Origin of the sequence: Couchioplanes azureus (genome assembly GCF_014648355.1) — a bacterium.
In the GTDB taxonomy this organism is placed as follows: domain Bacteria; phylum Actinomycetota; class Actinomycetes; order Mycobacteriales; family Micromonosporaceae; genus Actinoplanes; species Actinoplanes azureus.
In genome coordinates this window covers 99,101-125,613 of record NZ_BMQY01000009.1, presented here as the reverse complement: position 1 = coordinate 125,613, position 26,513 = coordinate 99,101, and the positions used below count along the sequence as shown (strand labels likewise).

22 protein-coding genes are annotated in these 26,513 nt (G+C 67.3%); 10 read left to right on the top strand and 12 right to left on the bottom strand.

The annotated features are described in order from the left end of the window. Window positions 1–17: 17 nt before the first annotated feature. Complete coding sequence (locus IEY99_RS27010; protein ID WP_229799286.1) at window positions 18–518, top strand: GNAT family N-acetyltransferase; 501 nt, start codon at window positions 18–20, stop codon at window positions 516–518. Between the two features lie 200 nt (window positions 519–718). On the opposite strand, the gene IEY99_RS27005 is transcribed toward IEY99_RS27010, so the two are convergent. From IEY99_RS27005 to IEY99_RS26985, 5 genes are all read right to left on the bottom strand, one after another. Further along, window positions 719–1,486: a hypothetical protein gene (locus IEY99_RS27005; RefSeq protein WP_189206901.1), complete on the bottom strand. Its 768-nt coding sequence runs from the start codon at window positions 1,484–1,486 to the stop codon at window positions 719–721. A 237-nt stretch (window positions 1,487–1,723) separates the two neighbouring features. Continuing rightward, window positions 1,724–2,161 (bottom strand): SMI1/KNR4 family protein, encoded by a 438-nt coding sequence (locus IEY99_RS27000; protein ID WP_189206900.1) that lies wholly within the window; start codon window positions 2,159–2,161, stop codon window positions 1,724–1,726. Window positions 2,162–2,167: 6 nt separating this feature from the next. Further along, window positions 2,168–6,181, bottom strand: a complete 4,014-nt coding sequence (locus IEY99_RS26995; protein ID WP_189206899.1) for a polymorphic toxin-type HINT domain-containing protein — start codon at window positions 6,179–6,181, stop codon at window positions 2,168–2,170. Between the two features lie 468 nt (window positions 6,182–6,649). Beyond that, entirely contained in the window at window positions 6,650–7,138 is a 489-nt protein-coding gene (locus tag IEY99_RS26990) for a hypothetical protein (protein ID WP_189206898.1), read from the bottom strand. A 124-nt stretch (window positions 7,139–7,262) separates the two neighbouring features. Next, the gene (locus IEY99_RS26985; RefSeq protein ID WP_268245151.1) at window positions 7,263–8,969 is read right to left on the bottom strand and encodes a trypsin-like serine protease; all 1,707 of its coding nucleotides are present in this window, start codon (window positions 8,967–8,969) and stop codon (window positions 7,263–7,265) included. 496 nt (window positions 8,970–9,465) lie between these two features. Here IEY99_RS26985 and IEY99_RS26980 point away from each other — a divergent pair, with 496 nt between their 5' ends. Together IEY99_RS26980 and IEY99_RS26975 are read left to right on the top strand one after the other, a co-directional pair. Then, entirely contained in the window at window positions 9,466–9,675 is a 210-nt protein-coding gene (locus tag IEY99_RS26980) for a helix-turn-helix transcriptional regulator (protein ID WP_189206896.1), read from the top strand. A gap of 51 nt (window positions 9,676–9,726) precedes the next feature. After that, window positions 9,727–10,119, top strand: coding sequence for a hypothetical protein (locus IEY99_RS26975; RefSeq protein ID WP_189206895.1), 393 nt, complete (start codon window positions 9,727–9,729; stop codon window positions 10,117–10,119). A gap of 242 nt (window positions 10,120–10,361) precedes the next feature. On the opposite strand, the gene IEY99_RS26970 is transcribed toward IEY99_RS26975, so the two are convergent. From IEY99_RS26970 to IEY99_RS35310, 4 genes are all read right to left on the bottom strand, one after another. After that, window positions 10,362–10,883 carry a hypothetical protein gene (locus IEY99_RS26970; RefSeq protein WP_189206894.1) on the bottom strand — a complete coding sequence of 174 codons (522 nt, stop codon included), beginning with the start codon at window positions 10,881–10,883 and terminating at the stop codon, window positions 10,362–10,364. Further along, entirely contained in the window at window positions 10,880–12,541 is a 1,662-nt protein-coding gene (locus IEY99_RS26965) for an alpha/beta hydrolase (RefSeq protein ID WP_189206893.1), read from the bottom strand. Before IEY99_RS26965 ends, IEY99_RS26970 begins: the two co-directional genes overlap by 4 nt. A 6-nt stretch (window positions 12,542–12,547) precedes the next feature. Continuing rightward, on the bottom strand, window positions 12,548–12,853 hold the full coding sequence (locus IEY99_RS26960; RefSeq protein WP_189206892.1) for a type VII secretion target: 306 nt from the start codon (window positions 12,851–12,853) through the stop codon (window positions 12,548–12,550). Window positions 12,854–13,042: 189 nt separating this feature from the next. Beyond that, on the bottom strand, window positions 13,043–13,285 hold the full coding sequence (locus IEY99_RS35310; protein ID WP_189206891.1) for a tetratricopeptide repeat protein: 243 nt from the start codon (window positions 13,283–13,285) through the stop codon (window positions 13,043–13,045). Between the two features lie 75 nt (window positions 13,286–13,360). On the opposite strand from IEY99_RS35310, the gene IEY99_RS26950 reads away from it, so the two are divergent. From IEY99_RS26950 to IEY99_RS26940, 3 genes are all read left to right on the top strand, one after another. Then, window positions 13,361–14,947 carry a pentapeptide repeat-containing protein gene (locus tag IEY99_RS26950; RefSeq protein WP_194505979.1) on the top strand — a complete coding sequence of 529 codons (1,587 nt, stop codon included), beginning with the start codon at window positions 13,361–13,363 and terminating at the stop codon, window positions 14,945–14,947. Between the two features lie 1,076 nt (window positions 14,948–16,023). Further along, complete coding sequence (locus tag IEY99_RS26945; protein WP_189206889.1) at window positions 16,024–16,575, top strand: hypothetical protein; 552 nt, start codon at window positions 16,024–16,026, stop codon at window positions 16,573–16,575. A 947-nt stretch (window positions 16,576–17,522) separates the two neighbouring features. Continuing rightward, window positions 17,523–18,281: a PilZ domain-containing protein gene (locus tag IEY99_RS26940; RefSeq protein ID WP_189206888.1), complete on the top strand. Its 759-nt coding sequence runs from the start codon at window positions 17,523–17,525 to the stop codon at window positions 18,279–18,281. Window positions 18,282–18,365: 84 nt separating this feature from the next. Here the strand turns inward: IEY99_RS26940 and IEY99_RS26935 are convergent, their stop codons facing one another. Then, the gene (locus IEY99_RS26935; protein WP_189206887.1) at window positions 18,366–19,256 is read right to left on the bottom strand and encodes a site-specific integrase; all 891 of its coding nucleotides are present in this window, start codon (window positions 19,254–19,256) and stop codon (window positions 18,366–18,368) included. Between the two features lie 392 nt (window positions 19,257–19,648). On the opposite strand from IEY99_RS26935, the gene IEY99_RS26930 reads away from it, so the two are divergent. Beyond that, on the top strand, window positions 19,649–20,608 hold the full coding sequence (locus tag IEY99_RS26930) for an SDR family NAD(P)-dependent oxidoreductase (RefSeq protein WP_189206886.1): 960 nt from the start codon (window positions 19,649–19,651) through the stop codon (window positions 20,606–20,608). Between the two features lie 6 nt (window positions 20,609–20,614). Here IEY99_RS26930 and IEY99_RS35305 read toward each other — a convergent pair whose 3' ends face one another. Further along, window positions 20,615–21,028: a response regulator gene (locus tag IEY99_RS35305; RefSeq protein WP_189206885.1), complete on the bottom strand. Its 414-nt coding sequence runs from the start codon at window positions 21,026–21,028 to the stop codon at window positions 20,615–20,617. Window positions 21,029–21,602: 574 nt separating this feature from the next. Here IEY99_RS35305 and IEY99_RS26920 point away from each other — a divergent pair. Both IEY99_RS26920 and IEY99_RS26915 read left to right on the top strand, forming a co-directional pair. Continuing rightward, on the top strand, window positions 21,603–23,108 hold the full coding sequence (locus IEY99_RS26920; protein WP_189206884.1) for a mannitol dehydrogenase family protein: 1,506 nt from the start codon (window positions 21,603–21,605) through the stop codon (window positions 23,106–23,108). Then, window positions 23,108–23,908 (top strand): HAD family hydrolase, encoded by an 801-nt coding sequence (locus IEY99_RS26915; RefSeq protein ID WP_189206883.1) that lies wholly within the window; start codon window positions 23,108–23,110, stop codon window positions 23,906–23,908. Before IEY99_RS26920 ends, IEY99_RS26915 begins: the two co-directional genes overlap by 1 nt. Window positions 23,909–24,020: 112 nt before the next feature. Here IEY99_RS26915 and IEY99_RS26910 read toward each other — a convergent pair whose 3' ends face one another. Next, a complete protein-coding gene (locus IEY99_RS26910) occupies window positions 24,021–24,236 on the bottom strand; it encodes a hypothetical protein (RefSeq protein WP_189206882.1) in 216 nt (71 codons plus the stop codon). 151 nt (window positions 24,237–24,387) lie between these two features. Between IEY99_RS26910 and glgX the strand changes: the two genes are divergently transcribed. After that, window positions 24,388–26,505, top strand: coding sequence for a glycogen debranching protein GlgX (glgX, locus tag IEY99_RS26905; RefSeq protein WP_189206881.1), 2,118 nt, complete (start codon window positions 24,388–24,390; stop codon window positions 26,503–26,505). Window positions 26,506–26,513: the final 8 nt, after the last annotated feature.

Here is a 26,513-nt window from a genome sequence, read left to right as displayed (position 1 = left end):
TTGCTATCCGTCCAGCGGTGACTAGCGATCTGGAGGCGCTAGTCGCGCTCTACGAGGAAGCCCGCTCGTGGCTTGCGAAAAAGGGCTCAAACCAGTGGGCAGCCAATACTCCGGATAGGATCCGAACTAAGCTCCTGCCGTCGATCGAGCGAGGCGAGTGCTACGTAGCCGAGATCGAGGGGCGACAGGTTGGCATGATGACGGTGGATGAGTTCGCCGATCCCGAGTTCTGGGCTGCTGACGACGATCCATCCGACGCTCTGTACGTGCATCGGATGGTCGTCGCCCGCTCCGCGTCTGGAAACAATGTCGGAGGTAAGCTGCTAGACGAGGCCGACAAATTGGCTGCGACCCGAGGCAAGAGATTGCTCCGACTGGATGCCTGGCGAACCAACGAACCGCTGCACGCATATTATGCGCGGCAGGGATTCGATGCCGTACGAGTCGTGAACCTACGACACCGTGGATCAGGTGCGCTTTTTCAGCGACCCGTTGGAAAGAGAGCGGCTCGAACATGAGGGTCGTAGCCCCAAGCAGCCGAGCCACGAGCGACAGGCGTCAAGCCGTACGTAAACTCCACGCCATGCGGGTCGCCATCTATCGTCTTCCCGCGCTCGATTTCACCACGTAACGCTTCACTTATGTAGGACGGGCCGCTGCTTAGCCTGGCACAACGGCCGGTGTCGAGGCGCATCGCTGTGTCCGGGTGGGCGCCTCGTCAGGACGAGCTCGGCACTGGCTGGGAGGTCGGCGGGCAGGAGTGCAGCGCCCGGAACGGATCGTTCGGCCCACACCTGAGCATTGAGCGCGGATGCTTCACCAGGTCCTCTGAGGGCGCCGGAGATGGGCTCGACGGCGAGCTGCTGGTGTTGGGCGTGTTAGCCGCCTCTTCTGGGCACCGGGCGACGTACCTACCGCACCATGCGGGTGCTTCGACGTTGGCCACTTGCCACTTGTCGTCCGTGTCGCGGGTCTCGAAACGCCACGTCAGCGGCTCGCTCTGATGGCTCAACGCACCGCCGCTGGAGCTCCACCAGACCGCGGTCACGTCGACCGTCACGGCGGCCCGGCCTTCCTGGATCGGCTCGACCGTCAGCGTGCCGAAACTCAACCGGCTCGCCTCGCTGCGCGTCATCGCGTTGCGGTAGGCCCGCCAGCTGGTGAGCAGCTCCTCCTCGCGCTCGTCGTCGAGCACCGTGATCAGGCCTTCGTCCTCGCCGTAGCTGAGCGCCTGGAGGTACTGGCTCGCCGCGACGTCCGGCGACACCGCCCCTTGGCTCGCCTCGGCGGTCAGCCGCCACACCCACGCCACCGGCACGGCGACCACGGACCCGCCGCAGCACACGAGCAGGGTCGGCAGGAGCACCAACACCACCCACCGCCGCCGGATCGACCGTCCCGCGATGCGCTGCCCGTGCGGCTGCTCCGACCAGCGTCGTAGCATGTCGACCAGCCGCGTGATCCGATCTCGCCATTCCGTGACCATCCCGGCACGATAAGCGACCTTGTCGACCGCTGTCGATCATGTCTGAGCGAACGTTCCGCGCGCGTCAAGGTCAGAGCAGACCGTTCGGGTACCGCTCGCGTAGCCACTCCGCTTCTAGCACCGCGGCCTTCTTCGTTTGCCGGAGCGTCGCACAACGCCGTAAGCATCTTAGCTACGGCGTTGTGCGACGGGACCCGATTCGTCGTTTAGTCGCGGGTTCCTATCGTGCAGTACGCGTCACTCGTCGTACCACTCGTCCCCTTCTGACGACAGAATCTTGCGAAGATAATCCGACAAATCTTCGGCGACCTTTCGCCGATTGTCGTTTTCGTGTTGCCAAACAATGACGCCAGCTTGCGGATCATGCGGCATGAACGCGAACTGGTCACCTCCCCCATTGTCACCGAAGAAGAGTAGGTCATCGAAGGGCTGGTACAGGTCAGCAAACGAGGCGTTGGCCCGGAATGACGCGTTGTCGTCGGCGATGCGCCGAGCATTCCATACCACATCAAGAGAGTACTCGCCAAGCATTCCGTCGGTTTCCAGAAGCAGGCCGCGTAGGTCGGCCGGAAGGGGCGCTCCTACGATTCGCTCAATCCGATCGATGTCTTCCGAGCGTGCGCGCTCAAAAAGTTCGACCTCAGGATAAACGCTCAATGCCAGTTCAACCCACATCTTGCCTCACCTAATTCGCGGCGAAAAGTAGTCACCCAGTTGATCGTCTACGTATGTTGCGTAGTCTAGTACCTGCTGCCGAGTCGGCGCAGGGTTCGAATCGTAGAACCTATTCCACAGGACGCGGATCTCGCTCAGGTGAACGTCGCTGTTTACCCTCTTGGGGACGCCCCGTAGGTTCTCTAAGGAGTGCAGCTCTTCTTCCTTGAAGAGGCCGGGATACCTCTTCAAGACGTCTCGCTCGACTGCGTGGTGAACCCATACCTTTTTTTCCAGTTCCGGGTGGGCCTTGAAGAACGTCTTCCTGTAGCTCTTTGTGGTGCTCCATCCCACCGTCGCGGGTTTGCGTACCGGGATCGTTGTGCCCGGCGGCGCGTTACACGGTAGTGCAGCAAGCTGAAGATTCAGCGAGACCCGGTTGAAGTTGTGGACAAGTACAGACGCCCTCCCGACAACCACGTAGAAAGTGTGGATGTCGGCGACAGTGAGGTTGTGCATGTAGCGCTCACCAACATGCAGCCGAGCATTGACGACCGTCGCGCTCGTCCCATTTGGAGTTCGCAGCTTAGCGCCGGGCGTCAACTCCCGAGCATCCACCCACCGCTTGCTGGTGTCGTTCCAGAAAGGATGTCGTTGCGTAGTTTCAACGACTGCGTCGCGGCCACCAGTCGACCTGACTGTGATGTCAGCGAGGTCGGTGTCGAGGTTGCGGTGCAGTGCAGTAACTGGCTTGGGCCGGGTGGTGCCGGTTTGCGGGTCGGTGGCGAGAACGTGGTCGCCGGGGCGGATGTCGCGGATGGGCTTGTGGCTGCCGTCGGCGAGTAGAACCGGTGTGTCGGGGCCGAAGCTGTCAGCCTTCTTCGTTTTGCAGGCCTTCTTCCGAAGCTTGTCGAGGTCACGGACGAGCTCTTGCGCTCGCATGACATTGCCCGGGAGTCCTACAAACGGGATCATGGAGAAGGCGCCGAGTGCGGCGTCGCCCCAGTCGCCGTTGATGGCGGAGATGAGTACGTCGGTGCCGTCGCAGAAGGTGCCGATGCCGTACGCGTCGACCATTCCGCACGTGGTCAGGGCGAGTTGGGCGCGCAGACGCGTCCGTTCGGCCTTATCTTTGTTCAGCTGTGCCCAGGCCGCCGTTTCGGCGGGACCGCAGATTCCGTTGCCGAAATGCATTGCGGAGGGGCACTCGAGATCGGTGATACCCAGTTGTTTGCTGAATCTCGCGCCGCACAGTGGCTCCAGTGCGGCCTCTCTGTCCTTGCAGGTGAAGCCGCCTTGCTGCTGTTGCTTGTCTCGGTGCTGTTTCGCGGCGGCGTTCTCTTTGGCCTGGGCCGCCTTTTCCGCGTCTGTAGCGGCCTTCAACGCGGCGGTGGCGTCTTTGCCGGCGGCAAGTGCGGCGTTGCGGGCGTTGTCGGCGGCGTCGCGGGCGCGTTGGGCGGCTTTGGCGGCGCGGACGGCGGAGTCGGCGGCGTGCGCCGCTGACGTGTCGGCGGCATTCGCGGCCTTGGTGGCTCGGGCCGCTGCCGTGCGGGCGGTCTTGGCGGAGGTGGCGGCTTGGTCGGCTGACTTCTTGGCCTGCGCGTGTGACTTGGCGGCATCACCGGCAGCGACGGTAGCTTGCTGTGCCGCGGTATCGGCAAGTTTCTTGCTCGCTGCTGCCTTGGCGGCGTCTCGGTTGGCGTTGGCCGCTGCGAAGGCAGCCTTCGCGGCATCCTCACGGGCCAGAGCCGCAGAGTGGGCGGCGTCGGCGACGTAACGTGCGGCGGTCGCGGCGTGCATCGCCGCGGCCTGGTCCCGTTCGGCGGCCCGGTGCTGGCCCACCTCGAGGAAAGCCCGGCGCATGGCGGCGGTGCCTTCCAGCGCGATGTTCGCAGCGGCCTTGACCTCCGGTCCGCCGGTGCGGGCGAGGTCGCCTACGGCGATCTTCTCGTCGTGTTCGGCGGCCTCGTACTGGCCGGTGCGCAAGAACTCCGCGGCGTCTTGCGCGGTGCCGTCCAGCGCCTTGTTACCGGCGTCCTGCATGGTCGGGCCACCGGCGCGGATCAGGTCACCGACCGCGATGCGGTCGTCGTGGACCTTGCCTTCGTAGTCTTGGGTGGTCAGGAATCGCACCACGTCGGCGTGTGTGCCGGTCAGCGCCTTTTCCGCGGCGGCGCGTTGTGCCGGCCGGGTGGTTTGCTCGGCGAGCAGACCAACGCGGGCGCGGTCGTCCTGCTCGGCCGCGGCCAGTCGGCCGGTGGTCAGGAAGTGGCGCATCTCCAGCTCACCGCCGGCCAGGGCCTGCTCGGCTGCGGCACGCGTCCACGGCGAGCCGGCGTCCATCAGCCGCAACGCAGCCCGGCGACCTCGGTCGAGCATCACCTCAACGGAGGCCCCGGCGGCGGATGCCTCAGCGAGCAGCCGGGTGGTTTCGGCATCCACGCGCTGCAGCTCGGGTATGTCGGTCCGTTCCGGCTCCGGCGTCGCTGCTTCTTCCGCGGCAGCGTCATGGGCGAGTTGCATGGCGTCTTCGGTGTCCAGCCGCAACCGTTCGGCGTCGAGCTCCCGCGCCGTGGCGGCCACTTCCACGGCCTGCATGCTGGCGTCAGTGGCGATCTTCGCCGCGGCCTGCGCCTCGGCGGCTTCGGCGTTGGTGTCCTTGGCCAGGTCCGCGGCCTGCCCGGCATTGTCGGCGGCCTTCTTCGCCGCCGCGGCCGCGCGGCGGGCGTGCCCGGCGGCGTCCCTCGCCGCGGCACCCGCCTGCTGCGCCGCCGCCTTCGCCCGGGCAGCGAGGCGCTCGGCTTCCTGCATCGCCCGGCGGGCCTGCCCCGCGTACATCCTCGCCCGGGCAGCCGCCTGCTTCGCTCGGGCGGCCTGCGCCTGGGCCTGCGCCGAGTGCTGACCGGCCTCATCCGCGGCGGCCGCAGCCTGGTCCGCGTTGCCGGCCGCGCTCACCACGGCCCGGACCGCGTTCAACGCTTCTTCCAGCGCGACCGTGGCCTGGACCGACGCCTCGCCGGCATCCTGCGCGTTCTGCGCCGCCGCGTTCGCGGTATCGGCGGCCTTACGCGCATCACCGGCCTTGGCCTTGTCCTTCCACGCCGCATTGGCCTCATCCCGCGCCCGGGAAGCGGCCTGCCCGGCCCGCGCGGCCGCCGAGGCCGCCGCCGAAGCCGCGTTCGCCGCCACCCGCGCCGCCTGGTTCGCCGCCCGCGCTGCTCCGATCGCTTCGCGCATCGCATCGGCAGCCTGTGCCGCCGCGTCGGCCGCCCGCCTGGCAGCGCTCGCCGCACGCTGCGCGGAGTTCTTGGCCGCCGCTGCCTCACGTACCGCGGTCTTGGCCGCCTTGCCCGCCGCGACGGCCTTCTTGGACGCCTTGCGCGCCAGGACCTTCGCCGCCGCGGTGGCCCGTCGCGCCTGATCACGGGCCGCCTTGGCTTGTGCAGCGAGCTGCGAAAGCGTCGCGATCTCCTCGTCCCGCGCCTGCGCCACGTACTGACCCCGGGCCAGGAACTCGCGGACATCGTCGATCGTGCCGTCCAACGCCGCGGTACCGGCCGCCTGCACCGCCGGCCCGCCCGCGTTGACGATCATCCCGGCCGCGTAGAAGTCGTCGTGCACCCGCGCGGTTTCCAGCCCCTCGGACAGGAACTCGGCGACCGCGTCATCACCGGCATCCAACGCGCGGTTGCCCGCGTCGATGACATGCGGACCACCAGTCCTGATCGCGTCACCGACCCGGATCCGCTCGTCATGAATCCACGCCTCGTCGAAACCTGAGGTCAGGAACTTGCGCACATCCGCGGGGTCGCCACTGTCCAGTGCCGCAGACGCCGCGTCGGCAACCACCGGCCCACCGATGATGCCCGCCATACCAGCCCGGACTCGGTCATCGTGGACCCTGGCCTCGTCCCACCCCTCATCCAAAAAGCGACGCAGATCGTCATCCGACCCGAGCAACGCCGCACGTGCCGCTCCAGCGGTCACCGGGCCACCGGAGCGAGCCAGGTACACGACATCGGCGCGGTCGTCCGACGTCACCTCCCAATCCGGCTCTCCTGCTCTTGCCGGAGCCGCAACCAGGCTGGCGAGCAACGTCGGCACTGAAAGCGCTGAAATCAACCGCCGCCATCGGCGCGCCGGACTACGGCCATTAGGTAACACCACAAATCCTCCACAATCGAGGTGAGACGCCCGCTACAGGCATGGAAAAGACGATGGGCTTCGCGGTCGAGGCGGTTTCGCTGAGGAAGGCGAGTGCCGTGGCTGCACCGACTGATGCAGCCACGGCGGAAAGAAGCTTCGACGTAGGCCAGCGCAACGGCAGCAGGGTGACTGCCATCCACGTGGCCTAGTTGGTCAAACCGTCAGGATCGATGAGGCGACAAGGCGATGCGCCTGGCCAGTGTGCATATCCACGGGCACTCCGACGCACCAGGCTTGCTTCCCGGTTACGGGGCTCGCTTATGGTCCTCAGCGGGTCACTGTCGCCGAGTCGCCGTGGGCGCGCTACTTGCTCGAGCGGAGCTCGACCAGGGTGTTTCCGGCTCCGGGAGTGACCGGCAGTGTGGCCCAGGTGGTCTCTGGGACCGCGACCGGCTCGGGCTGGGGGGCACCGTTGATGGTGACCTCCGCCTCGATCTTGTGTGCGCCGTGGCGGCGGATCTGGTAGGTCTGCCGCAGCTCCAGAGCGAGGTATCCTTCCGGGCCCTTCACCTCGAAGCAGAATTCGGCCAGTTGCACGGAGCTACGCACGCGCACCAGGTTCGCGCCGCCCTTGGCGCATTCCACGAGAAGGATGCGCCCGTTCCCCCGGAAAAGCTTGATGCCCGGAGTGGCGTCCCCGTTGGGATAGGTGTAGTCCTCCACGAGGGAACCCGCATTCGCATCGGCCGGATTGTCCTCGGCGTTTGCCATGGTCGCCGTCAGGCCAATCATGGCCGCACCGGCGGTGGCAAGCGCGAGTCCCGCGGTAAGCAATTTATTGAAAGTCTTCACTGTTCGATACTCCACTATCTGAAATGCGCCGTGAGAGGTGTTACACCACGCGAAGTGCGGGCGCAGGCCTGCCTGCCAGTCAAAGTCGTGACCGGCAGGCAGGCGGCCGTTAGTCGTTGAGGTGTCAGGAGCCGGTTGTCAGCCGGATCCGTGTCCAGTCCCAGTTGTTCTGGCCGGAGTCCCAGGCCATCCGCCGGGCCGGCTGGTCGGTCACGTTGGTGAACAGGAAGAGCTTGGTCTGCGCGTTGTCGTTGTTGTAGAACGCCGCGATCTCGGCCTTACCGTCGCCGTCGACATCCCCGGCGACGATCTTCGCGCGGCTGCCGTCCCAGGCCTTCGCGGTGGAGTCCCAGGTCATGCGCCTGGTGATCCGGCCCGCGATGTCATCGAACACGAACAGTTTCGTCTGCGCGTCGGCGTACTGGTGGAACCCGGCGATCTCGGTGCGGCCGTCGGCGTCGAAATCGGCTGCGGCGTAGTCCGCCTTGCTCCAGTCCCAGTTACCGCGCCCGGAGTCCCACACCTGTGCGGGGGTCGGCTTGTCCGTCACGTCGGCGAACAGGTAGGTCTTGGTCTGCGCGTGGTCGTTGTTGTAGAACGCGGCGATCTCGGCCTTGCCGTCGCCGTCGACGTCTCCCGCGACCAGCTTGGCCCGGTTGGCGTCCCACTTGCTCGCGGTGGAATCCCAGGTCATCCGCCTGGTCACCGTCGCGGCGATGTCGTCGAAGACGAACAGCTTGGTCTGCGCGTTGCCGTAGTCGTAGAACCCGGCGATCTCGTCGCGGCCGTCGCCGTCGAAGTCACCGGCGACGTAGTCCGCCTTGCTCCAGTCCCAGTTACCGCGACCGGAGTCCCAGGCCAGCTTCGAGCCGGTCTTGCCGTCGGCGGCCGAGAACAGCCACAGCTTGGTCTGCGCGTTGTCGTAGTTGTAGAAGGCGGCGACGTCCTGTGTGCCGTCGCCGTCGAAGTCGCCCTCCACTGCCTTGACCCGCGCACCGCTCCAGGAGTTAGGCCCGGAGTCCCAGCTCTGCGCCGGAGCGACCGGCGAGCCGGTGAAGGTGAACAGGCTGGTCCGCGCCCCGTCGTAGCCGTAGAACGCCCGGACGTTCTCGGTGGGGTGCGCGGTGGTCTGCGTGATCCAGCCGGCCACGTCGTCCAGGCGGGTGTCCACCGCGTCCTTGCCGGCATCCGACGAGCCGAGGCAGCCGCTCTGCCCGGCGCTGCGGTGGATGGCGACCAGCTCCACCCGGCCTGCCGCCTCGCGCATCAACGGCCCGCCGGCGTCGCCCTTGCAGATCCCCGCGGCGGCGTCCTGGCGAGTCAGATCCAGGGCATTGACCCGCACACCTCGCACCGCGAACGCGGCGACGTGCAACTCGTCAGGCAGCCACTGCGTCTTGGTACGGCCGAACCCCGCCGCGCGCAGCACCTCACCGATGGTCGGCACACTCTTCGCGATCGGCACTGGAGTGACGCCGGTGACCCGCGACTGCAGCTTGGCCAGCACGATGTCACGCTCGGCATGCGGCACGATCTTCGTGACGGCCAGCGGCTTCGCCGCGCTCACCACCCGGCCCACGGTCACCGACGCGGCGCGAGGCGGCGCACCGGCGGTCACCGGCCGGCCCGGCTCGGCGAAACACACCGCAGACGTGACAATCCACTGCGGTGCGACGAGGGCACCCGAGCAGGCCCGCACCCCACTGACGTCGATCCGCGCGGCGAAACCGTACGCATCGTTCGGCACATTCGCGGTACCGCCGACGGCATACGCCGGCGTCACACCGAGCAATCCCGCACCCGCGGCCGCCAGGACGACGCCCACCACCATCCGCGATCGAGCAAGCCTTATCAATTCGTTCCCCAGGTCAGAAGCGGTCGCACAGCACAGTCACTGCCGGACGACCGCGCAGCCTAGCTTGCCGGATCCACCCATCGACACTGATACCGATATTGGTGATCTACGACTATCGGCGGCCCACAATGGACGGTTACCCAGTGTGGCGCTATCGACCATTGAACACAAGAAGTTGTTGGCTATTGCCACTTCTTTGGCGGCTGTGTGCGCGGGTCAGGCGACTGCTCAACAGGCCGCGGGGCCTTCAGGTCACAGAAGGGTCGATCTCGCTGCGTAGTTCCCCAGCCCGCCCACCTTGCAAGGCCCCAAGCGCAGCACCGACCGCGTCGGGTGTGATGGGATGCACACGGAAGACGCGCTGGACGGCGCGCCTGTCAGGGGTCGCTGGTCCGCGGGGCGGGCCCCGCACCTTATGACTTGACATGAGTCAGGTTCGAGCGACCAGCAGTCACACGACTAGAGTGACGGTATGGCTGCCAAGACCTTGCGGCTCCTTGGGGCACACGAGATCCGAGTCATGCTCGGTTCGATCAGCCGTCAGCGGGTGTATCAGCTCACCAGCCGTCGGGACTTCCCGGCGCCGGTCGCGCAGCTGTCGATGGGTAACGTGTGGTTGGCCGAGGACGTTGAGTCGTGGATCGCCGCTCACCGCCCACCGGTCGTCGACGCGGTCGGCTGAACGGCACGACCAGCAGCGCAAACACCTGCCCTGAGCGGCTACGGTCACTGCATGATCAACACGGGCGGGGTCATCAACCCGGGCACAACGCCCGCAGAGAACGCGAGCGAGGCGCTGGCGGTTGCCGCGCTCGACGTGTTCCTGGCCGAAGTTCGCAGGCGCGCGGCCGAGATGGAGGCCGAGCCGTTCAAGCGGCGCGTCGCCGGCCTCGTCGGTGATCCCGTGCGTGACCCGGGGCCGGACCGCGATGGTCGGTTCGGCTGGGACCTGCCGTTCACCGACGGCCGAGTGGTGCGGTTGCTCATGCCGGGCGTACGGGTGGAGGTGCTGCGTGACGACATCACCGCGTCCGCGCCGTGCCTGTACGTCAACGGGACCGCGTGGTGGTGGACCAGCGCGGTGGGCATGGTTGCCGCCGAGGGCCTGGTCCTCGGCCTCGGGTGAGGGAATCCCGTCCCACAAGCCTCATGCCGCGGATTGATCAAACTACCCGGTTGTAGTTCGCCCAAGCCTCTTGGCGCGGGTGATTCCGCAGGTCACAGTAGGTGTGATGGCGGGCCCGGCCAGGCGGAAGCAATGCGGCAATGGGTGTCATCCGCACCCTCCTTGGACCGGGCCGCCGCCACTCCCCATCGCACCGGCCAGGAGAATGTCGCCCTCCGGGCGCCCGGCTGACGGCGAGCTCCTCAGCTATTGGCGGGATCTTCGCCTGGTGCGGGCTGGTAGCAGGCGCTGCCAAGGTTCATCGCGATCTGCACGGGTGGTTTGCTGCTGGCCAGGGAGATGCTGTTGCCCGACGCCGGGTCACGTCCGGACAGCGTGCCCCGCGCGCCATCGGACAGGGTGCGGTAGTCAGCGATCTCCCAGCCTTGAGCCTGCCATTTGTCGTGGACGGCGCGCAGCGCGGCGACGTGCTTGTCCGCCGGGAGCTTCACCGCGGCGAACGCGGTCAGGTTCCATCGGCCGTCGTCGGCGATCTCGCCGTTCTGTCCCTGGCAGGCGGTGGTGCGGGCTTCCCAGTTGGTCAGTTCACCGCCGGCGAGCTGGGCGATGGTCTCGAACTGCTGACGGGCAAGCGCTTCCACGTCGGCTTTCGTCTTGGTTTGCAACGGGGCCTCCTTGCCGCCGGGCTGGTCGTCGGTGGAGCTGCAGCCGCTCGCGGCGAGCAGCAGTGCGGTGACGAGGGCGATCCCTGCGCGGCGTGTCATGAGGGTGCCTTCCCGGCGGTCAGCGGTGCGAGTTCGTAGTCGCCGAGGACGATCGCGGCCTGGCTCTGCAGGCTGATCGAGTTCGCATCCCAGTATCCGGAGTGGCCGTGGGTGTCGATGCGCAGCACGTTGCCGCCGAATTCGGGGTAGTGCGGCCCGGGACCGTGGATGCCCTCGTTCGCGGCGTCACCGATCCAGTCGTTGAGGAACGGGATCGGGATCTTCCTGGCCGTATTCTCCGGGCGGGCGACGAAGTTGTCATCGGCGGCAGCGCCGGCCCACACGTGATCGACAGGCGTGGTGAACTCGGCGGCGTTGTCGACGCGCATGCCGGGGCTGCCCAGCGCGACCAGGTCTTTGACGGCCAGGCCGTCGCCGGTGCTGGCGGCCTCACCGAGTACCGTGCTGCCGTAGCTGTGCCCGATCGCGGTGATGTGCGCCGGGCCGTCGTGGCTGGCGTGCAGACCGTTGACGAACCCGTCCAGAGCGACGGCGCCGGCGCGGGACTTGCCGCCGCTGGTGGCGGTGACGATGTCCTCGTCGAGTGAGGGGGTGTCGTAGCCGAGCCAGCCGATGACCGCGACCTGACTGGTCGGGTCCATCAGCGCGGCCTGGCTCTGGATGTCGCTGGCCCGGCCGATCAGGCCCCGGATGTCGTCCAGTTCGGTGCCGACACCCGGGACGAGGACGGCGGCCCGGTCGGCGGTGTCCGGGTTGCCGACCGCGACGGCGGCCTTGCCGTCCCCGACCGGGTCGATGGTGAGCAGGTACAGCCGCTTGCTCTCGGGGCCTTGCTCGGAGCGTTCCAGCTTGTCGAGCAGCATCAGCGCCCGGTCGTGCTGGTCGTTGCCGCGATCGAGCCGGTTGTTGACGTTGTCGCCGATGTAGTCGCGCAGCGCGAGGCGGTTGGCGAAGTCCCGGTCGCCCGACGGCATGCCGTCCAGGGCGCCGAACCGGGCTGGGTAGGCGGTCAGGTAGAGCTGCTGTTGCTCCGGGGTGAGGGTCTTCCACCAGTTGTTGACCTGCCGCGGGTCGGTGCCGGCCGCTGGAATCGAGGCATCGGTCAGGCCGAGCGCTTCGGCGGCGGCGCGGGCGTCGTCGCTGGCGTTGCCGTACTCGTACGGTTCCTGCCCGAACACGAGAGTGGTCAGCTCGCCGAGCGCTCGCGCGCAGCGGCTGTCCGTCTCGGTGGCCGTGGTCAGGATGTCACCGACGCGCTGGGCGAGATCGCGGGCGACGTCCATGCGCTGCCGCACGATCAGCGCGGCGTCCGGGTCGTGGATCTCGGCGTACGTCTGCGGCGGCGGGATGACCCTGCCGTCGTCTCCCACGGTGAAGCCCTGCCCGGCCGCCTCGTCGAGCACCGTCTGTAGTTGCCGCTGCAGGCCGCGAAGCTCGTCCGCAGCCCCGGCCAGCAGGGAGCCGACGGTACGGACCTGCATGGCCGCCACCTCGAACTCGTCATCAACCTTGTCCAGCAGGCTGAACGCGGCGTCCGCGGCCGGCCCGGCCCACGGCGATGCCCGCAGCGGGCCGATCAGCTCCGCGGACGTGTCGCCGGACCAATCCTCCGCCTGCTTGCCGAAGGCGATCCAGGCATCCGCCGCCGCGTCCAGGCTGCTGAGCTGGGCGTCGCGAAGCTCTCCGACGGTCACCATCAGCGGTCAGCCTTCCCGCAGGAACGCGAACCGGTCCGCACTGACCTCGTCGCTGCGCCGATAGTCGGCCGCGGTAGCCGTCAGCGCCTCTCCGACCTTGCCGAGGTAACGCTCGAACTTGCCGAACTCGTCGACCCGGGAGGCAAGCACCCGCTCCAGCGCCGAGCGCAGCAGGAACCCGCTGCCCAACCCTGCAACCGCCGCGCGACTGTCCGGCTGCACCGCGGCCACCGCCTGACCCAGCCGCTGCCCCAGATCCCCGCACTTGCCGGCAGCCGCATCCAAGACCGCCGGGTCGACCTGCGTCTCCATACCGCCCCCTCGGTTCCGGTTGAGAACCTACCAACCTAGGCGATAGAGACACGTGAGTACGAGAACCTAGATCTCCCCTGGCCACGCACACCTCGTCGCTATGGCCATCACGCCGGCCCAACGCGACATGCCGCGACACCCGCCGCCACTCGCGGCAATCGGGGAAATCGATACGGGGATATAGCCCAACTAGGTACCCCGAGCGGCACGTACGGCGGCGAGGTTGCCGCGGATCACCTTCGTCGTGGGATGCACGATCCCGTGCACTCGCTCGCAATGAGCGAGGGCCCGCTCGTACAGGGAAATCGCGTCGTCGAGGCGTCCCGCCGACGCGTAGGCGTAAGCGAGGTCGTTGCGTGTGGTGCGAGTGGAGTTCGGCGACGCGAGCGAGCTCGGCCTCGGTAACTGGCCGGCGGCCCCGCCGCGCGCCATAGGTCACGCGATTCGGCAGCGCGTGGATCCGCCCGAACACCGCCTTTGCGGCCCGCCGTGCGTCACCATGCGTGTATGTGGGAGCGCCGTAGCGTTCGGGTTGGTATCGCCGCTGCGATCGTGATGGTTGTGGGAGTGGCGGAGCTTCAAGTTTGGCGGTGGCCATGGCCGTCCATAGCTGCGGTTCTCGGGAAGCATCTGGTCCCACTCGCCGCTTCCGTTCTGCTCATTGCGTTGGCCGCGGGATGGGGGCATCACCGTCGGACGGCAGAATCGGAAGCAACCTCTGATCGGCGGCGGTTGCCGTGGCTGCTGACCGATAAAGGCTTGTTTGCCGTCGCGGGTGTTCTAGTCGCCCTTGGCGCCAGCACCCTCGTCCTGATGCTAGGCATCGCCGCCGATGTGAGTGCGCCCGCCGAGCGGGCCAAACTGCAGATTGAGGCGATCAAGTATGGGCTCGGCTCCGTTGCCGCCGGCGGGGCTGCTGCTGCCCTATTACTGGCCCTACGACGGCAACGACACGAAGAGAATGTCCACGAACACACTGTCGACGACGCCGCCGAACGTCGCGTCACCGATCTCTACACCAAAGCGGTCGAACTGCTCGGCTCTACCGACGCCGCCGTCCGCCTCGGTGCCCTGTACGCCTTGGAGCGCGTTGCGCAGAACAACCCCCGCCAGCGGCAAACTATCGTTAATGTCTTGTGCGCTTACCTGCGCATGCCCTATGCCCTGCCGGACGACGGCGCGTTCGAGACGGCAGCGGCACCAATGCCGCTGAACGCCCCATCACTGTCATCGGACGCCGCCGCATTTGCCGATGGTCGCGGCCCACATCAGGAACTGCAGGTCCGGCTGACTGCGCAACGCATCCTCACCACCCATCTGCGCACGCCAAGCGACATAGACGTCCAACAGGCCGCTTCGCTTGCCGCAAGCCCGCATCAGCCCTTCTGGCCCTGCCTGGACCTTGATCTCACCGGCGCCACCCTCGTCGACTGGGAGCTCGTAGGAGGAAACCTCCGCAATGCAACCTTCACGAAGACTACCTTCGTCGGCTCTGCACAGTTCCGTGAGGTGATGTTCGCGGGACATGCGGAATTTTCAAAAACTACCTTCACCGACTCAGCAAAGTTTACCAATGCTTTTTTCATGGGCGCCGCCGAATTCGCCGAGGCGAATTTTGCCCGGGAAGTAGATTTTCGCGTGGCAACCTTCAATGAGAATGCCGACTTCGGCGAATCCGTCTTCAACGGAAACGCCGACTTCACCGCGGCAACCTTCACCAGTTTCGCGACGTTTATTGAGACTACTTTCACCACGATAGCGAGGTTCGTGGAAGCAACCTTTAACGGTCCCACTGGCTTCGCCAAGGCGACCTTCGGCGAGGACGCCTGGTTCAACAATGCGACGTTCAACCATGGCCCGCTCTTTGATCGGGCCACCTTCAAAAGAAAAGCCATATTTGCCAAAGCGACCTTCACCGAACAAGCCCAGTTCCGTGATGTCGCCTACAATCACATTTTCCCGCCAATCCTGAAGAATGCTGTAGTGAAAATGGGTGGCCAGAAGGACGCTACGTGGCCGCCTGGGTGGCGTCTGGACCCGGGACCCCAGCTCGGCCGTCTAGTGCCCGCAGACACCGGCGGCTGCGAGTCCTAGAGATCAAGATCAGTAGCCTGTTCGGTAGGTGTCACCCGTAGGGCTCGAAGACGACACGATCAGTCATTCGTCCTTCGAACAGCCTGAACAAGATCTCATTGAGCAGTTTCCGGTGAGGTCGCAGACTGTGCGAGTTGCTCATAGGCTGCTCACGCACTGCCTGAACAACCGATGAGACTGAATCCCAACCGGCGACAACGCGCGCCGGTCGTGACCATCGTCGGCGCGAACCGGAACCGAGCGGACGCCACGGGCTGACAAGCGGACACGCGGACTGAAGGTCGGAAGGTTGGCGGCTCCACGCCCACAGGTGGGCGCTCGCACGGCGAATATGCGGCCACAGCCGCGCCCGTAAGAGCGTTTGAGCAGCTCAGTAGCACTCGGTCATGCGGACTGTAAATCCGTCGAGACATTTCTGCTGGCGGCAAATGGGCGGCCAAGTGGCATGGCCGCAGCACCGGCCACTGATGCTTGTCCTGTTCAGCGGCTTGGCGATGCTGGCCTCGCCGTCGCCCTCCGGAGGCGAAGCGCAGGTTCGAATACTGCCGAGAGCGAACAATTGGGACACCATGATCTACCTGCGACCGGCCAGCCGCCGACCAGCGAGCTTGAATGCGCAGCGTGAGGTTTTCGACAGTAGGCGCTCCCTGGTCATCGAGTAGCCCTAGGTCCCGGATGCGCCATCTGAGCTGCGAATCGGTGGTTTGCCCGCGCGACGGCTGGGACGCGCAATTGTCGCGTGGTGTGCGCTCGCCACTACCGTCCGCTAGGCTGACCCCCTCGAAACGTGAACCGGCCTCGTGAGCTGGAACTCACGAGGCCGGGCTCCCGCCTCAGGGACGGGTCAGGGCGTACCAAGTTCTGACTTTACCGAGTGCGGAGAGGCTCGGTCAGTTGGCCGTCCGATCCAACTCGGGACTCCTTGGGCGGGGGCCTCACGTGCCCTGCTGCGCGTGACCCAGGCGCCGACCAAAGGAGCACCTATGACAGCCAGACCGAGGCACCACCTCACCGGACCCCAGCTCGCCCGCATCCTCAACAGTCAGGCGTCTCACCACCCCCAAATGGTGAGGGACATGCTCCGCCTGAGTCGCGGTAACTCCTGGTACTGGCAGATCTTCTACGACGCGGCCCGCCGCGACTTGGAGCAGTCCGACTTCGAGCACCTGCGGGCTGCGTACCAGCGCGCGCGGAAGATATCAGAGAGGCTCGGTGAGCACTACTGCCAGCTCGGACGCGGGTTCAAGCAGTTCGTCGAGTCTCGGGGCGGCCCTGGCGGCCTCTCCGTGGTCCCGGTCGGCAAGGCGATCGAGGTTCGTTGCGGGCTCAGCATCAAGGTTGCGCCCCAGCTGGGTCTGAGGTGCCGCGACGGTCGGGTGGAGGTCTTGTACCTGTGGCCGTACGAGGAGCCGTTGGCCGGGCCTGCCGCGGAGGTGCTGCTCTACCTGATGTGGCGGCACAGGGCAGCTTTGCATCCCGGGGCGACCCCTTGCGTGGTCGACGTGCGCCGCAGCAAGGATTACCACCTGCCTGCCCGGGGTCTGGCGCACGTGGAAAAGTACCTCGACGTCCAGATCGAGCTGTTCGCGAGCTTGTGGGGCGCTGTCGGCGGTGACCTCGCGGCCTGAGGCTGGCGCCCGGGTGCGGCGCGGCGGCCGTACCCGGGGCTGCTGGCAGGATGCGTCGTCTTGCCGTCGGCACGAATCCCGCATGGGAGCAGAAGTGGGAGGTCATGTCCTCTGCTCGACCATCCCCATTCCGCTAAGCGTCAAGACCTCGGCGACTGGTTGAGCAGGTTCGGGATTCTGGCTGAGGTCCGTCGGGTACAGCCACCAGTACAGCCAAGCCTTCAGACGTCGAGCGACATTGACCGACAACGGGGTACATCAAGAGCAGGCGCTCAATCCGGTACTCGGCACCTGCGATCTACTCTTAATCCGCGGGTTGTAGGTTCAAGTCCTACGCGGCGCACAGGTGATCATGGCCTTGACCAGGCGTTCCATGTTTGGTCAGGGCCATTTTTCTGTCCCCTGTGGACGAGCGCGTGATCTAGAGATGTTCATACCGGGCGACAGGGGCCGACATTCACGTCGCGGTGATCTCTGCGTGATCCAGTTCACATATTGGGATGGTTCTGTCGGCGCCCGGGTCCGTGGCTTGGTGAGCCCGCGTTCCCGCGTTCCCATCCGGTCCGCTCATCGCGCCAGGAGCGGTAGACCGAGGTGACGGGGTATCCCGCCCGTCCGGGCCAGGCTGCGCGCTCGCTGACGCTGCCCCAGTCTGCTGAGTGGTTCTCTCTCAACCCTGGTTCCGCAGGTGGGGCGCGGTTTGGGGTGATAGGGGGCTTGCGGCTGTCGTGCGGTGTTGCGTCACGGTGATGGTTACCCGAAGGTGCCGGAGCGGCCCCACCAGCCGTATGTGCCTTCACGCCAGGCGTGCCCGTCGAACCCAGGCGAAGCCGCGACGGCCGGGGGCGGCCGCATGCGGACCTCGGCCCGTGTTGGCCGCCACCGACAGGGTCGCCGTAGCGTCGCTTCGCCCGCGAGAAGGTCCTGCTCGGTTCTACGCTGACCGGGTGGACAGCTGGGCAGAGCGGGTCGGTTCGACGGTCACTGTCAACGGCGCTTCCGCCGTCCTGATCGCGGCGGATCCGACAACCGGCACCCTGGACGTCGAAGTCAAAGGTGATCTTGGGGTCAGTCCGTTCGATGTGGTACAGCTGATCCACACGCCGCCGGTAAGCCGATGGTGGGCGGCGGTGCGGACGGTCGGCGACGGATGGGTTCGACTGGGCCGCCCTGCCCATGATGAGACCGACCGGCGCCAGTACCCGCGACGGGAGCTGAACCTTCCGGTGACGGTGTGGTGGCCCCACACCTCCGTGGAGAGCGTCGGTCACACCCTCGACGTGTCGGTCGGCGGATTCGCCGCTGTGCTCGACCACGCGCCACCGGAGGGAGCCGACGTGGCGGTGCGGATAGACGGCTCTTATCAGCCGCTGCTGGCAATCGCCCGGTGTATCACCGTGCAGGACCGGCAGGCCCACTTCGCCTACACCGACATCGGCATGCAGGAGTCGGAGCTGGCCAAGCACCTGGTTTTCACTCGCCCCGCCCGAACCTGGGACGGCACCAGCACCGACGCGGTTCTGTGGTCCAGCATCGGCGCCCAGCCGGTCACCGCCAAGCCGACCCGGATAGCCTGCGTGGTGTCCGGCGCCCAGCAGTGCCCAGCCCGCAAGGAACACGTGGTCCTGAAGATCAACGACGCGCTGCTCCGGGCGAGGGTGGTCACGGTCGCCGATAGGGTGGCCCGACTCGCCTGGCTGGACTGACCCGACCCGGCCGGTCGAACATCTGGGCCCGGACCATCATCTCGATGACCTTTCAGGTTCAAGGACAGCCACTGAGCTTGTCGTTCAACCAGTCCGGCGAGGCTCGGTGCCCCCTCTTGTGATGGGCAGGCCGGTGGTGTACCTGGCCGGTGACCAGGATGAGTCCCACGTCGTGACGGATCGCGGTGCGCCGGTTGCGGGAGCCCGGCGGGCGTCCGGGGCCTTCTTGGGTGCCTTCTCGGGGGCGATCTCGACCAGCTTCGCCGGGTTGACTGTGACGATGCCGCGTCGCATGGCCCAGTTGTAGGCGGCGCGCAGGGTGGCGAGGATCCGGTGCTGGGTGGCGATACCGCCGGTGCGGAGCCCTTTGACCTCGCGCTGCTTCTTCGGGTCGGGGCTGGCGCGGTACAGGTCGAGGCGGTCGTTGCGTTCTTCGATCTTGTCGAACATGCCTTCGATGAGGCCGGCGGTGAGCCGGTCGGCGCGGACCGTGCCCAGGTGCGGGATGAGGTGGTTGTCGATGTGGCCTTGGTAGGAGCGGCGGGTGCCTTCCTTGATCTTCTTTCTCTTGCCTCGGCCTCCGCCTCTGCTGGTCATGAACATCGTCAGCAGACCGGTCACGTCGGTGATGCGGCGCAGGACGTCGCCCGCTTCGGCTGGGCTGTCGAAGCCGCCTCGGCGGAGCGGGCGACGCCGTCCGTTCGCCGCCCGCGGCAGTTCGATCTGGTATTGCCATTGGCCGTGATTGGGGTTCCAGCTGTTGCCTCGGCGCAGCTTCGGGCATGTGCTGCCCAGCGGTTTGCCGGTTCCCCGGTCGCGGCAGTGGCAGCGTTTGGATGTGCTTCCGGTGTTCATCGGCGATGTCCGTCCCGTTCGGCTGGTCGGTGCGGCCGCCAGCGGATCCGCTGATTCGCGAACCCGCTGGCGGCGGGTCGACACGTCATCCATGCCGGTCGGCGCGACGGGATCAAGCACGGTGGATCCGGTGGTCTCTGCCGGTCTGGTGATGCTCGTGGTTTGCCCGAACGGTCACACCGAATTCAAGAGCCGCATGCAGCAGGCCAGAGCCAGCCGGAAGCACTCACCCGACTGAACAGCCGGGTTCGGCGGTGGCCGGGGCAGATATCGCCGGCGGCTTGTGTCTTGCGGTCGTCCGAGCTCGGCCAACGGCACGCTGCGACTCGGTGTGACCCGTCGCGGCGGACGTGCCGCTGGCCGTACCCGCCCGGGAACAGGCCCGATCTCGCCCGGTCGCCGGCCGAGCGGTAGAGAAGAGAACTGGTCACCTTGCCGTGATGCGCCCGGAGTGATCGTCCGGTACGTGGGTAGGCGGTTGGTTCCGAACTTGCTGCGTTGCGGGAGGTGTGATGGCGAAGCGTAGAACCTTCCGTGACGCCGTGGTGCTGGTCACGGGGGCCTCTAGTGGGATCGGGCGTGCGACCGCGTTGGCGTTCGCTGCCGAAGGGGCCAGGTTGGTACTGGCGTCGCGCAGCGCCGAAGCGCTTGCGGAGGTGGAACGGGACTGCCGGGCGCGAGGCGGCCAGGCGCTGGTGGTGCCGACCGACATCGCAGATCCGGAAGCGGTCGAGCGGTTGGCCCGGCTGGCTGTGCAGCGGTTCGGGCAGATCGACGTCTGGGTCGAGGCGGTGGCCGTCGGCATCGCCGGGCCGCTGGGCTCCGAGTCGGTGGGCGAGATTCGCCGGTTGGTGGACACCAACGTCTTCGGCACCGTGCTGTGCGTCCGCGCAGCCTTGAACACATTCCGCGCGCAGGGCCACGGCACGCTCGTGCTTGTGGGGTCGCTGCTGTCGCTGTTCCCCAATCCGATGGTGCCGCTCTACTCCATGAGCAAGTTCGCCATCAGGGGGCTGGCCCTGAACCTTCAGCAGGCGGTGGCCCGCCATCGGCGGATAGACGTCTGCCTCATACTGCCCGGGCCGGTCGACACGCCGTTCTTCCGGCGGGCCGCCAACCATTCGGGCCGCCAACTGCGCGCGATCCCGCCCGCGTACGCTCCGGAGCGCCTCGCTGCCAAGATCCTCGCGTGCGCCGGTCGTCCGCGCAGACAGGCGACCGCCGGTGTGGTCTCCCACCTGGCACTCGTGGGCCACCGGATCGCGCCGCATATCACCGAGGCGTTGGTCGCCCGGTGGAGCGCGACGTTCGTGACCAGGCAGGGCAAAGCGGAGCCGGGTCCGGGATCGCTGTTCGAGCCGCCACCCGCCGGGGCGGTGCACGGCGGATATCGTCGTGGCCGGCTGCGGCGCCGACTCGGCGAGTGGCTGGGCGACAGGCAAGCACACAGGAAGTGGCACACCCCCGCCTGACCACCGCTATGGGACTTCGCAGGCTGGGCCACCGACCGCTCCTGCGCACCCTCGCCGTCCTCGGACACGTCGTGGCGACGGACGCCCCCGGTCGGCGACGGCCTCGATGAGATGCATGTCCTTGCCGTTGGGTTGATCGACGCGGCGTGCACACACGGCAGGACCGCGTGGATCGTTGTCTGCGGCGACCAAGCGGCGGCTCCCGGAGTGCTTCGGACGACCAGCGGGGACGGGCCGTCGTCGTGGGTGACGGTCACGGCCCGAGCCTTGCCGGTTGGCCTGACACAGCTGTGTCCCCGTCATGTCGGGCAGCTCGAGGTCGGTGAGTACGACGTCCGGGCGTTGGGCATGTGCACTACTCAGAGCGTCCGCCCCACTGGTCGTCGCATGTACGGCGAACCCGGCTCGGGTGAACACCATGGACAGGGCGGTGCACGGTGGGGAGAGGACCGGCGAGCACGGAGATCTAGGGGAGACATCTCTGCTTGCTGACCGCGCCATGCGACCGGGCACGTGTGAACGGGCAGCTCGGGGGTACGCGGCCGGCATGACGACGAATGATCGAAATCCCACAGGTGAGCCGGTCACCGACCCGGCCGTCAAGCGCGAGGAGAGGACCCCAGCCGGTCAGGTAGATAGCGAGCGGATGCCCGAGGAAATGCCTCAGAGCGACATCGTCACTGCGCCGGACGGCTCCGGCACAGCAGGCGGTGCGTCCGGCGGCAGCGGCGGTGGATCCGGCATGCCCGGACATCCGGACGCCGCTCGATAGACCGGAGGCCGAGTGCATGAACCGGCGACAGCCCGGGCGTGGGGATGCGGTGTCATGACGGCTGCCCGCGCACGTCCCGAGACGGGGGTCGAGCGATCACGATCCGGCACGGACGCATGACCACTAGGTCCGGATAAAGCATGAAATGCAGTGTATCCGCTGCTCCGGCGGGTAGCCAGGGCCCCACGCCCTCCCCGACTCGCCTGCTTTGAACGGATCATCATGCCTGCACAGGAACAGCCCGGGACCATCACCGACCTGGTGCCGCTGAACAACGCGAATCTGCCCGTACTCCCGGACGGTGTCGAGGCACCGGGGTACGACCGGGGCACCGTACGACCGGGCGTCGTACACATCGGCGTCGGCGGTTTCCACCGGGCCCATCAGGCCGTGTACTTCGACGAGCTGGCCCGCCGAGGGTTGGCCGCTGACTGGGGGCTGGTCGGTGTCGGGCTGCACAGCCCGCAGATGGGTGAGGTGCTGAAGGCTCAGGACGGCCTGTACCTGGTCGTCGAACGCAGCGGGGCCGGCACCACCGCGAGGGTCGTCGCGGCGATGGGCCGCTACCTGTACGCGCCGGACGAACGGCCGGCCGTGCTGGACGCGCTCAGCGATCCCGCCACCCGCCTGGTCACGCTGACGATCACCGGTAACGGCTACAACCTGACATCTGACGGCGAGTTCTCCGTCGACGACCCGCTGGTCGCCTCCGAGCTCGAGGACCCCGGCCGGCCCGACACCGTCTTCGGCTACCTGGTGGAGGCACTGGACCGCCGCCGCCGCGCCGGTGCGGCACCGTTCACCGTCCTGTCCTGCGACAACATTCCCAGCAACGGTGTCGCGGCCCGCACCATGGTCGTGTCCTTCGCCGAGCTGCGCGACCCCGAGCTGGCCCGGTGGATCGACGAGCACGTCGCGTTCCCGAGCAGCATGGTCGACCGCATCACCCCGGAGACCACGCCGGAGGAGCGCGATCGGATCGTCCGGTCGTTCGGCATCGACGACCGCTGGCCGGTGATCACCGAGCGGTTCACCCAGTGGGTCATCGAGGACCGCTTCTGCAACGACCGGCCGCCCTTGGAGAAAGTGGGCGTGCAGTTCGTCGAGGACGTCGCCCCCTACGAGCTGACCAAGAAGCGGCTGCTCAACGCCAGCCACTGCGCGCTCGGCTACCTCGGCTACCTGGCCGGCTACCGCACGACAGCCGAGGTCATGGCCGACCCCGCCTACGCCGCGTACATTTCCGCTCTGGTCGACGAGATCAAGCCGCTTCTCCCTGCTGTCGATGGCATCGACCTCGACAAATACCAGGCGGCACTGATGGAACGGCTGGCCAACCCGGAGATCGCCGATCAACTTTCCCGGCTGTGCCGGCGCGGCTCCACAAAGGTGCCCTCCTATCTGTTGCCCTCGATCACCGAGACGCTGGAACAGGGACGCCCGGTGCCGCTGCTCACGCTGGCCGTCGCCGGCTGGTTCCGCTACCTGCAGGGCGAGGACTACGCCGGCGATCCCATCCGGGTCGAGGGGCCCCGCGAGGACGAGCTCGTCCCGCTGGCCCAGCAGGACGGGCTGAACCCGCGGCCGCTGCTCACTGTGCGAGACGTCTTCGACAGCCTTGCCGACAACCCGGAGTTCGTCCGCGACCTGCACGTCGCGTCCGAAGCGTTACGGGCGGGGCCGCGCGAGACCATCGAGACCTGGCTGTCCGTGCGAGGAGTCCGCTGATGACCGACCCCATGTTCCCCGCCGACCTGCAGGTGCTGCTGCTCGACGCGGACGGCAACCTGTTCCCCTCCGAGGAGCCCGCCTTCGTCGCCTCCGCCGACGTCACCAACCGCTTCCTCGCCTCCCTGGGCGTAAACGTGAGCTACACCGCAGAGCAGCTGCTCAAGACCACTACTGGTAAGAACTTCCGCACCACCGCGGTCGACCTGGCCATCGCCCACGGCGTCGCCGTGGAACCGGCGTCGCACCCTGGCGCCGACGCCGGCTCGGGCCGACCTGCGCTGACGGCTACGGTGCTGGACGACTGGGTCACGGAAGAGAAGAAGGTCGTCAGCGAGTACCTGGGCCAGGTGCTGAGCCCGGACCCGGCCGTCGTGGAACCGCTGCGCCGGCTTGCCCCGCGTTACCAGTTCGCAGCGGTCAGCTCTAGCGCGCTGTCCCGGCTCGACGAGTGTTTCCGCGCAACCGACCTCGACGAGCTCATTCCCGCCCCGCGCCGGTACAGCGCCGAGGACTCACTCCCCCGGCCGACCAGCAAGCCGGACCCCGCGGTCTACCGGTACGCCGCCGAGCAACTCGGCCTCGTACCGCAGCAGTGCCTTGCGATCGAGGACTCCGTCCCGGGAGCGCAGTCAGCCGTCGCAGCCGGGATCCCCACGGTCGGCAACATCACGTTCGTCCGGCCGGAGGAACGCGACGCCCGGCGGCGTGAACTCCTCGATGCGGGGGTCACCACCGTGATCTCGTCCTGGGACGAGCTGGCGACAACACTGCTCGCACAGCCCGCCGCCTCCTCGTGATGTCCGGCGCGCCGCCCTGGGGCTGCACGGCGGCGGACAGCGCCGTGTAGCCGGTCGATACATACGGGACACGCCCTGCCGTCGGACCCTCTTGACGAGGGCGGTGGCGTGGTCATCCTCGGGCAGTTTGTTCCGCGAGGTCGGCCAGTACCGCGCGCAGGTCGCCGGTGCGCTGGTGGACGCCGCGTTGCCGGGTCGCACCCGTGCCCTGCCGGCGCAAACGCTGCAGTCCGGCGAGCACGAGGGACAGATCGCCGCTTCGCACCAACGCCGGGCCAACGGTCGCGAAGAGCTCGTCGACGACACGACCGACTGTGTCTGCAGGCACCTTGTTCGTGCTGCACACCGCAGCTGCTCCGGATCCCACTCGCATTTAGCATGTTTTCGACATTTAGGACGGGGTATCCGTCACCGTCGGGCGTCGGTGGCGCGGGCTGAGGGACGCCCGGTGGCTTCCGGCCGCAGAAAACGGGGGCGACATGCGGCAGGAAATCTGGCCCGGGAGCAGCTATCCACTGGGCGCGAACTACGACGGCACCGGCACGAACTTCGCGGTGTTCAGCGAGGCCGCGGAGGTGGTGGAACTGTGCCTGTTCGACGACGCGGGGGCCGAGACCCGGCACCGGCTGACGTCGGTGGACGGCTTCGTGTGGCATGCCTACCTCCCGGGCGTCGGCGCCGGGACTCGGTACGGCTACCGCGTGTCCGGGCCGTACGAGCCGGCGGCGGGGTTTCGGTGCAACCCGGCGAAGCTGCTGCTGGACCCGTACGCGAAGGCGATCGACGGCGACATCGACTGGGACGAGGCGCTGTTCGGGTACCGCTTCGGCGACCCCGATGCGCGCAACGACCTGGACAGCGGGCCGCACATGATGAAGGCGGTGGTGGTCAACCCGTACTTCGACTGGCGCAACGACCGCCCGCCGCGCATCCCTTACCACAAGACGGTCATCTACGAGGCGCACGTCAAGGGCCTGACCCGGCTGCATCCCGCAGTGCCGGAGCACCTGCGCGGCACCTATGCCGGCCTCGGCCACCCGGCGATGATCGAGCACCTGTGCGGGCTCGGCGTCACCGCCGTGGAGCTCATGCCGGTGCACCAGTTCGTCCAGGACAACCACCTGCTGGAACGCGGCCTGCGCAACTACTGGGGCTACAACAGCATCGGATTCTTCGCGCCGCACAACGCGTACGCGGCCTGGGGCACCCGGGGCGAGCAGGTCCAGGAATTCCGCGCGATGGTCCGCGAGCTGCACAGCGCCGGCATCGAGGTGATCCTCGACGTGGTCTACAACCACACCGCCGAGGGCAACCACATGGGGCCCACGCTGAGCTTTCGCGGGCTGGACAACCAGGCCTACTACCGGCTCGTCGACGACGACCCGCGCTACTACATGGACACCACCGGCACCGGCAACAGCCTGCTGATGCGCAACCCGCACACGCTGCAGATGATCATGGACTCGCTGCGGTACTGGGTCACCGAGATGCACGTCGACGGCTTCCGCTTCGACCTCGCCGCCACGCTGGCCCGACAGTTCCACGAGGTCGACAAGCTGTCGGCGTTCTTCGACCTGATCCAGCAGGACCCGGTCGTGTCGCAGGTCAAGCTGATCGCGGAACCGTGGGACATCGGCGACGGCGGCTACCAGGTCGGCAACTTCCCGCCGGCGTGGACCGAATGGAACGGCAAGTTCCGCGACACCGTACGCGACTTCTGGCGTGGCGAACCCGCGACGTTGGCCGACTTCACCTCCCGGCTGACCGGCTCGGCGGACCTGTACCAGGACGACGGACGGCGGCCGGTGGCGTCGATCAACTTCGTCACCGCGCACGACGGCTTCACCCTGAACGACCTGGTGTCGTACCACGAGAAGCACAACGAGGCGAACGGCGAGGACAACAACGACGGGGAGAGCCACAACCGGTCCTGGAACTGCGGCGCCGAAGGCCCCTCCGAGGACCGGCAGGTGCTCGAGGTACGGGCCCGCCAGCAGCGCAACATGCTGGTCACGCTGCTGCTCTCCCAGGGTGTGCCGATGTTGCTGGCCGGCGACGAGTTCGGCCGTACCCAGGGCGGCAACAACAACGCCTACTGCCAGGACAACGAAATCTCCTGGATCGACTGGTCCCTCGCCGAAGCGAACGCCGACCTGCTGGACTTCACCCGGCGACTCATCACGCTGCAACGGCGGCACCCGGTCTTCCGGCGGCGGCGGTTCCTGCGCGGCTCACCGGTCCGCGACGTCGGCGAGGCGCTGCCGGACATCGCCTGGCTCACCCTCGACGGCACGGAGATGGCCGAGGAGCACTGGGACGTCGACCACGCCCGTACGGTGACCATGTTCCTCAACGGCGACGCCATCACCGAGCCCGGGCGGCGCGGCGAGCGCGTCGTGGACGACTCGTTCCTGGTGATGTTCAACGCCCACCACGAGCCGCTGCCGTTCACCGTGCCCGACGCGGGGTACGGCAAGCAATGGGCCACCGAGGTCGACACCGAGCACGCGGTGCCGAACCCGGACGAGGTGATCCAGGCGGGGGACACCGTCGAACTGACCGGCCGCAGCATCAGGGTGCTGCGCCGGCTCACCTGACCATGGGG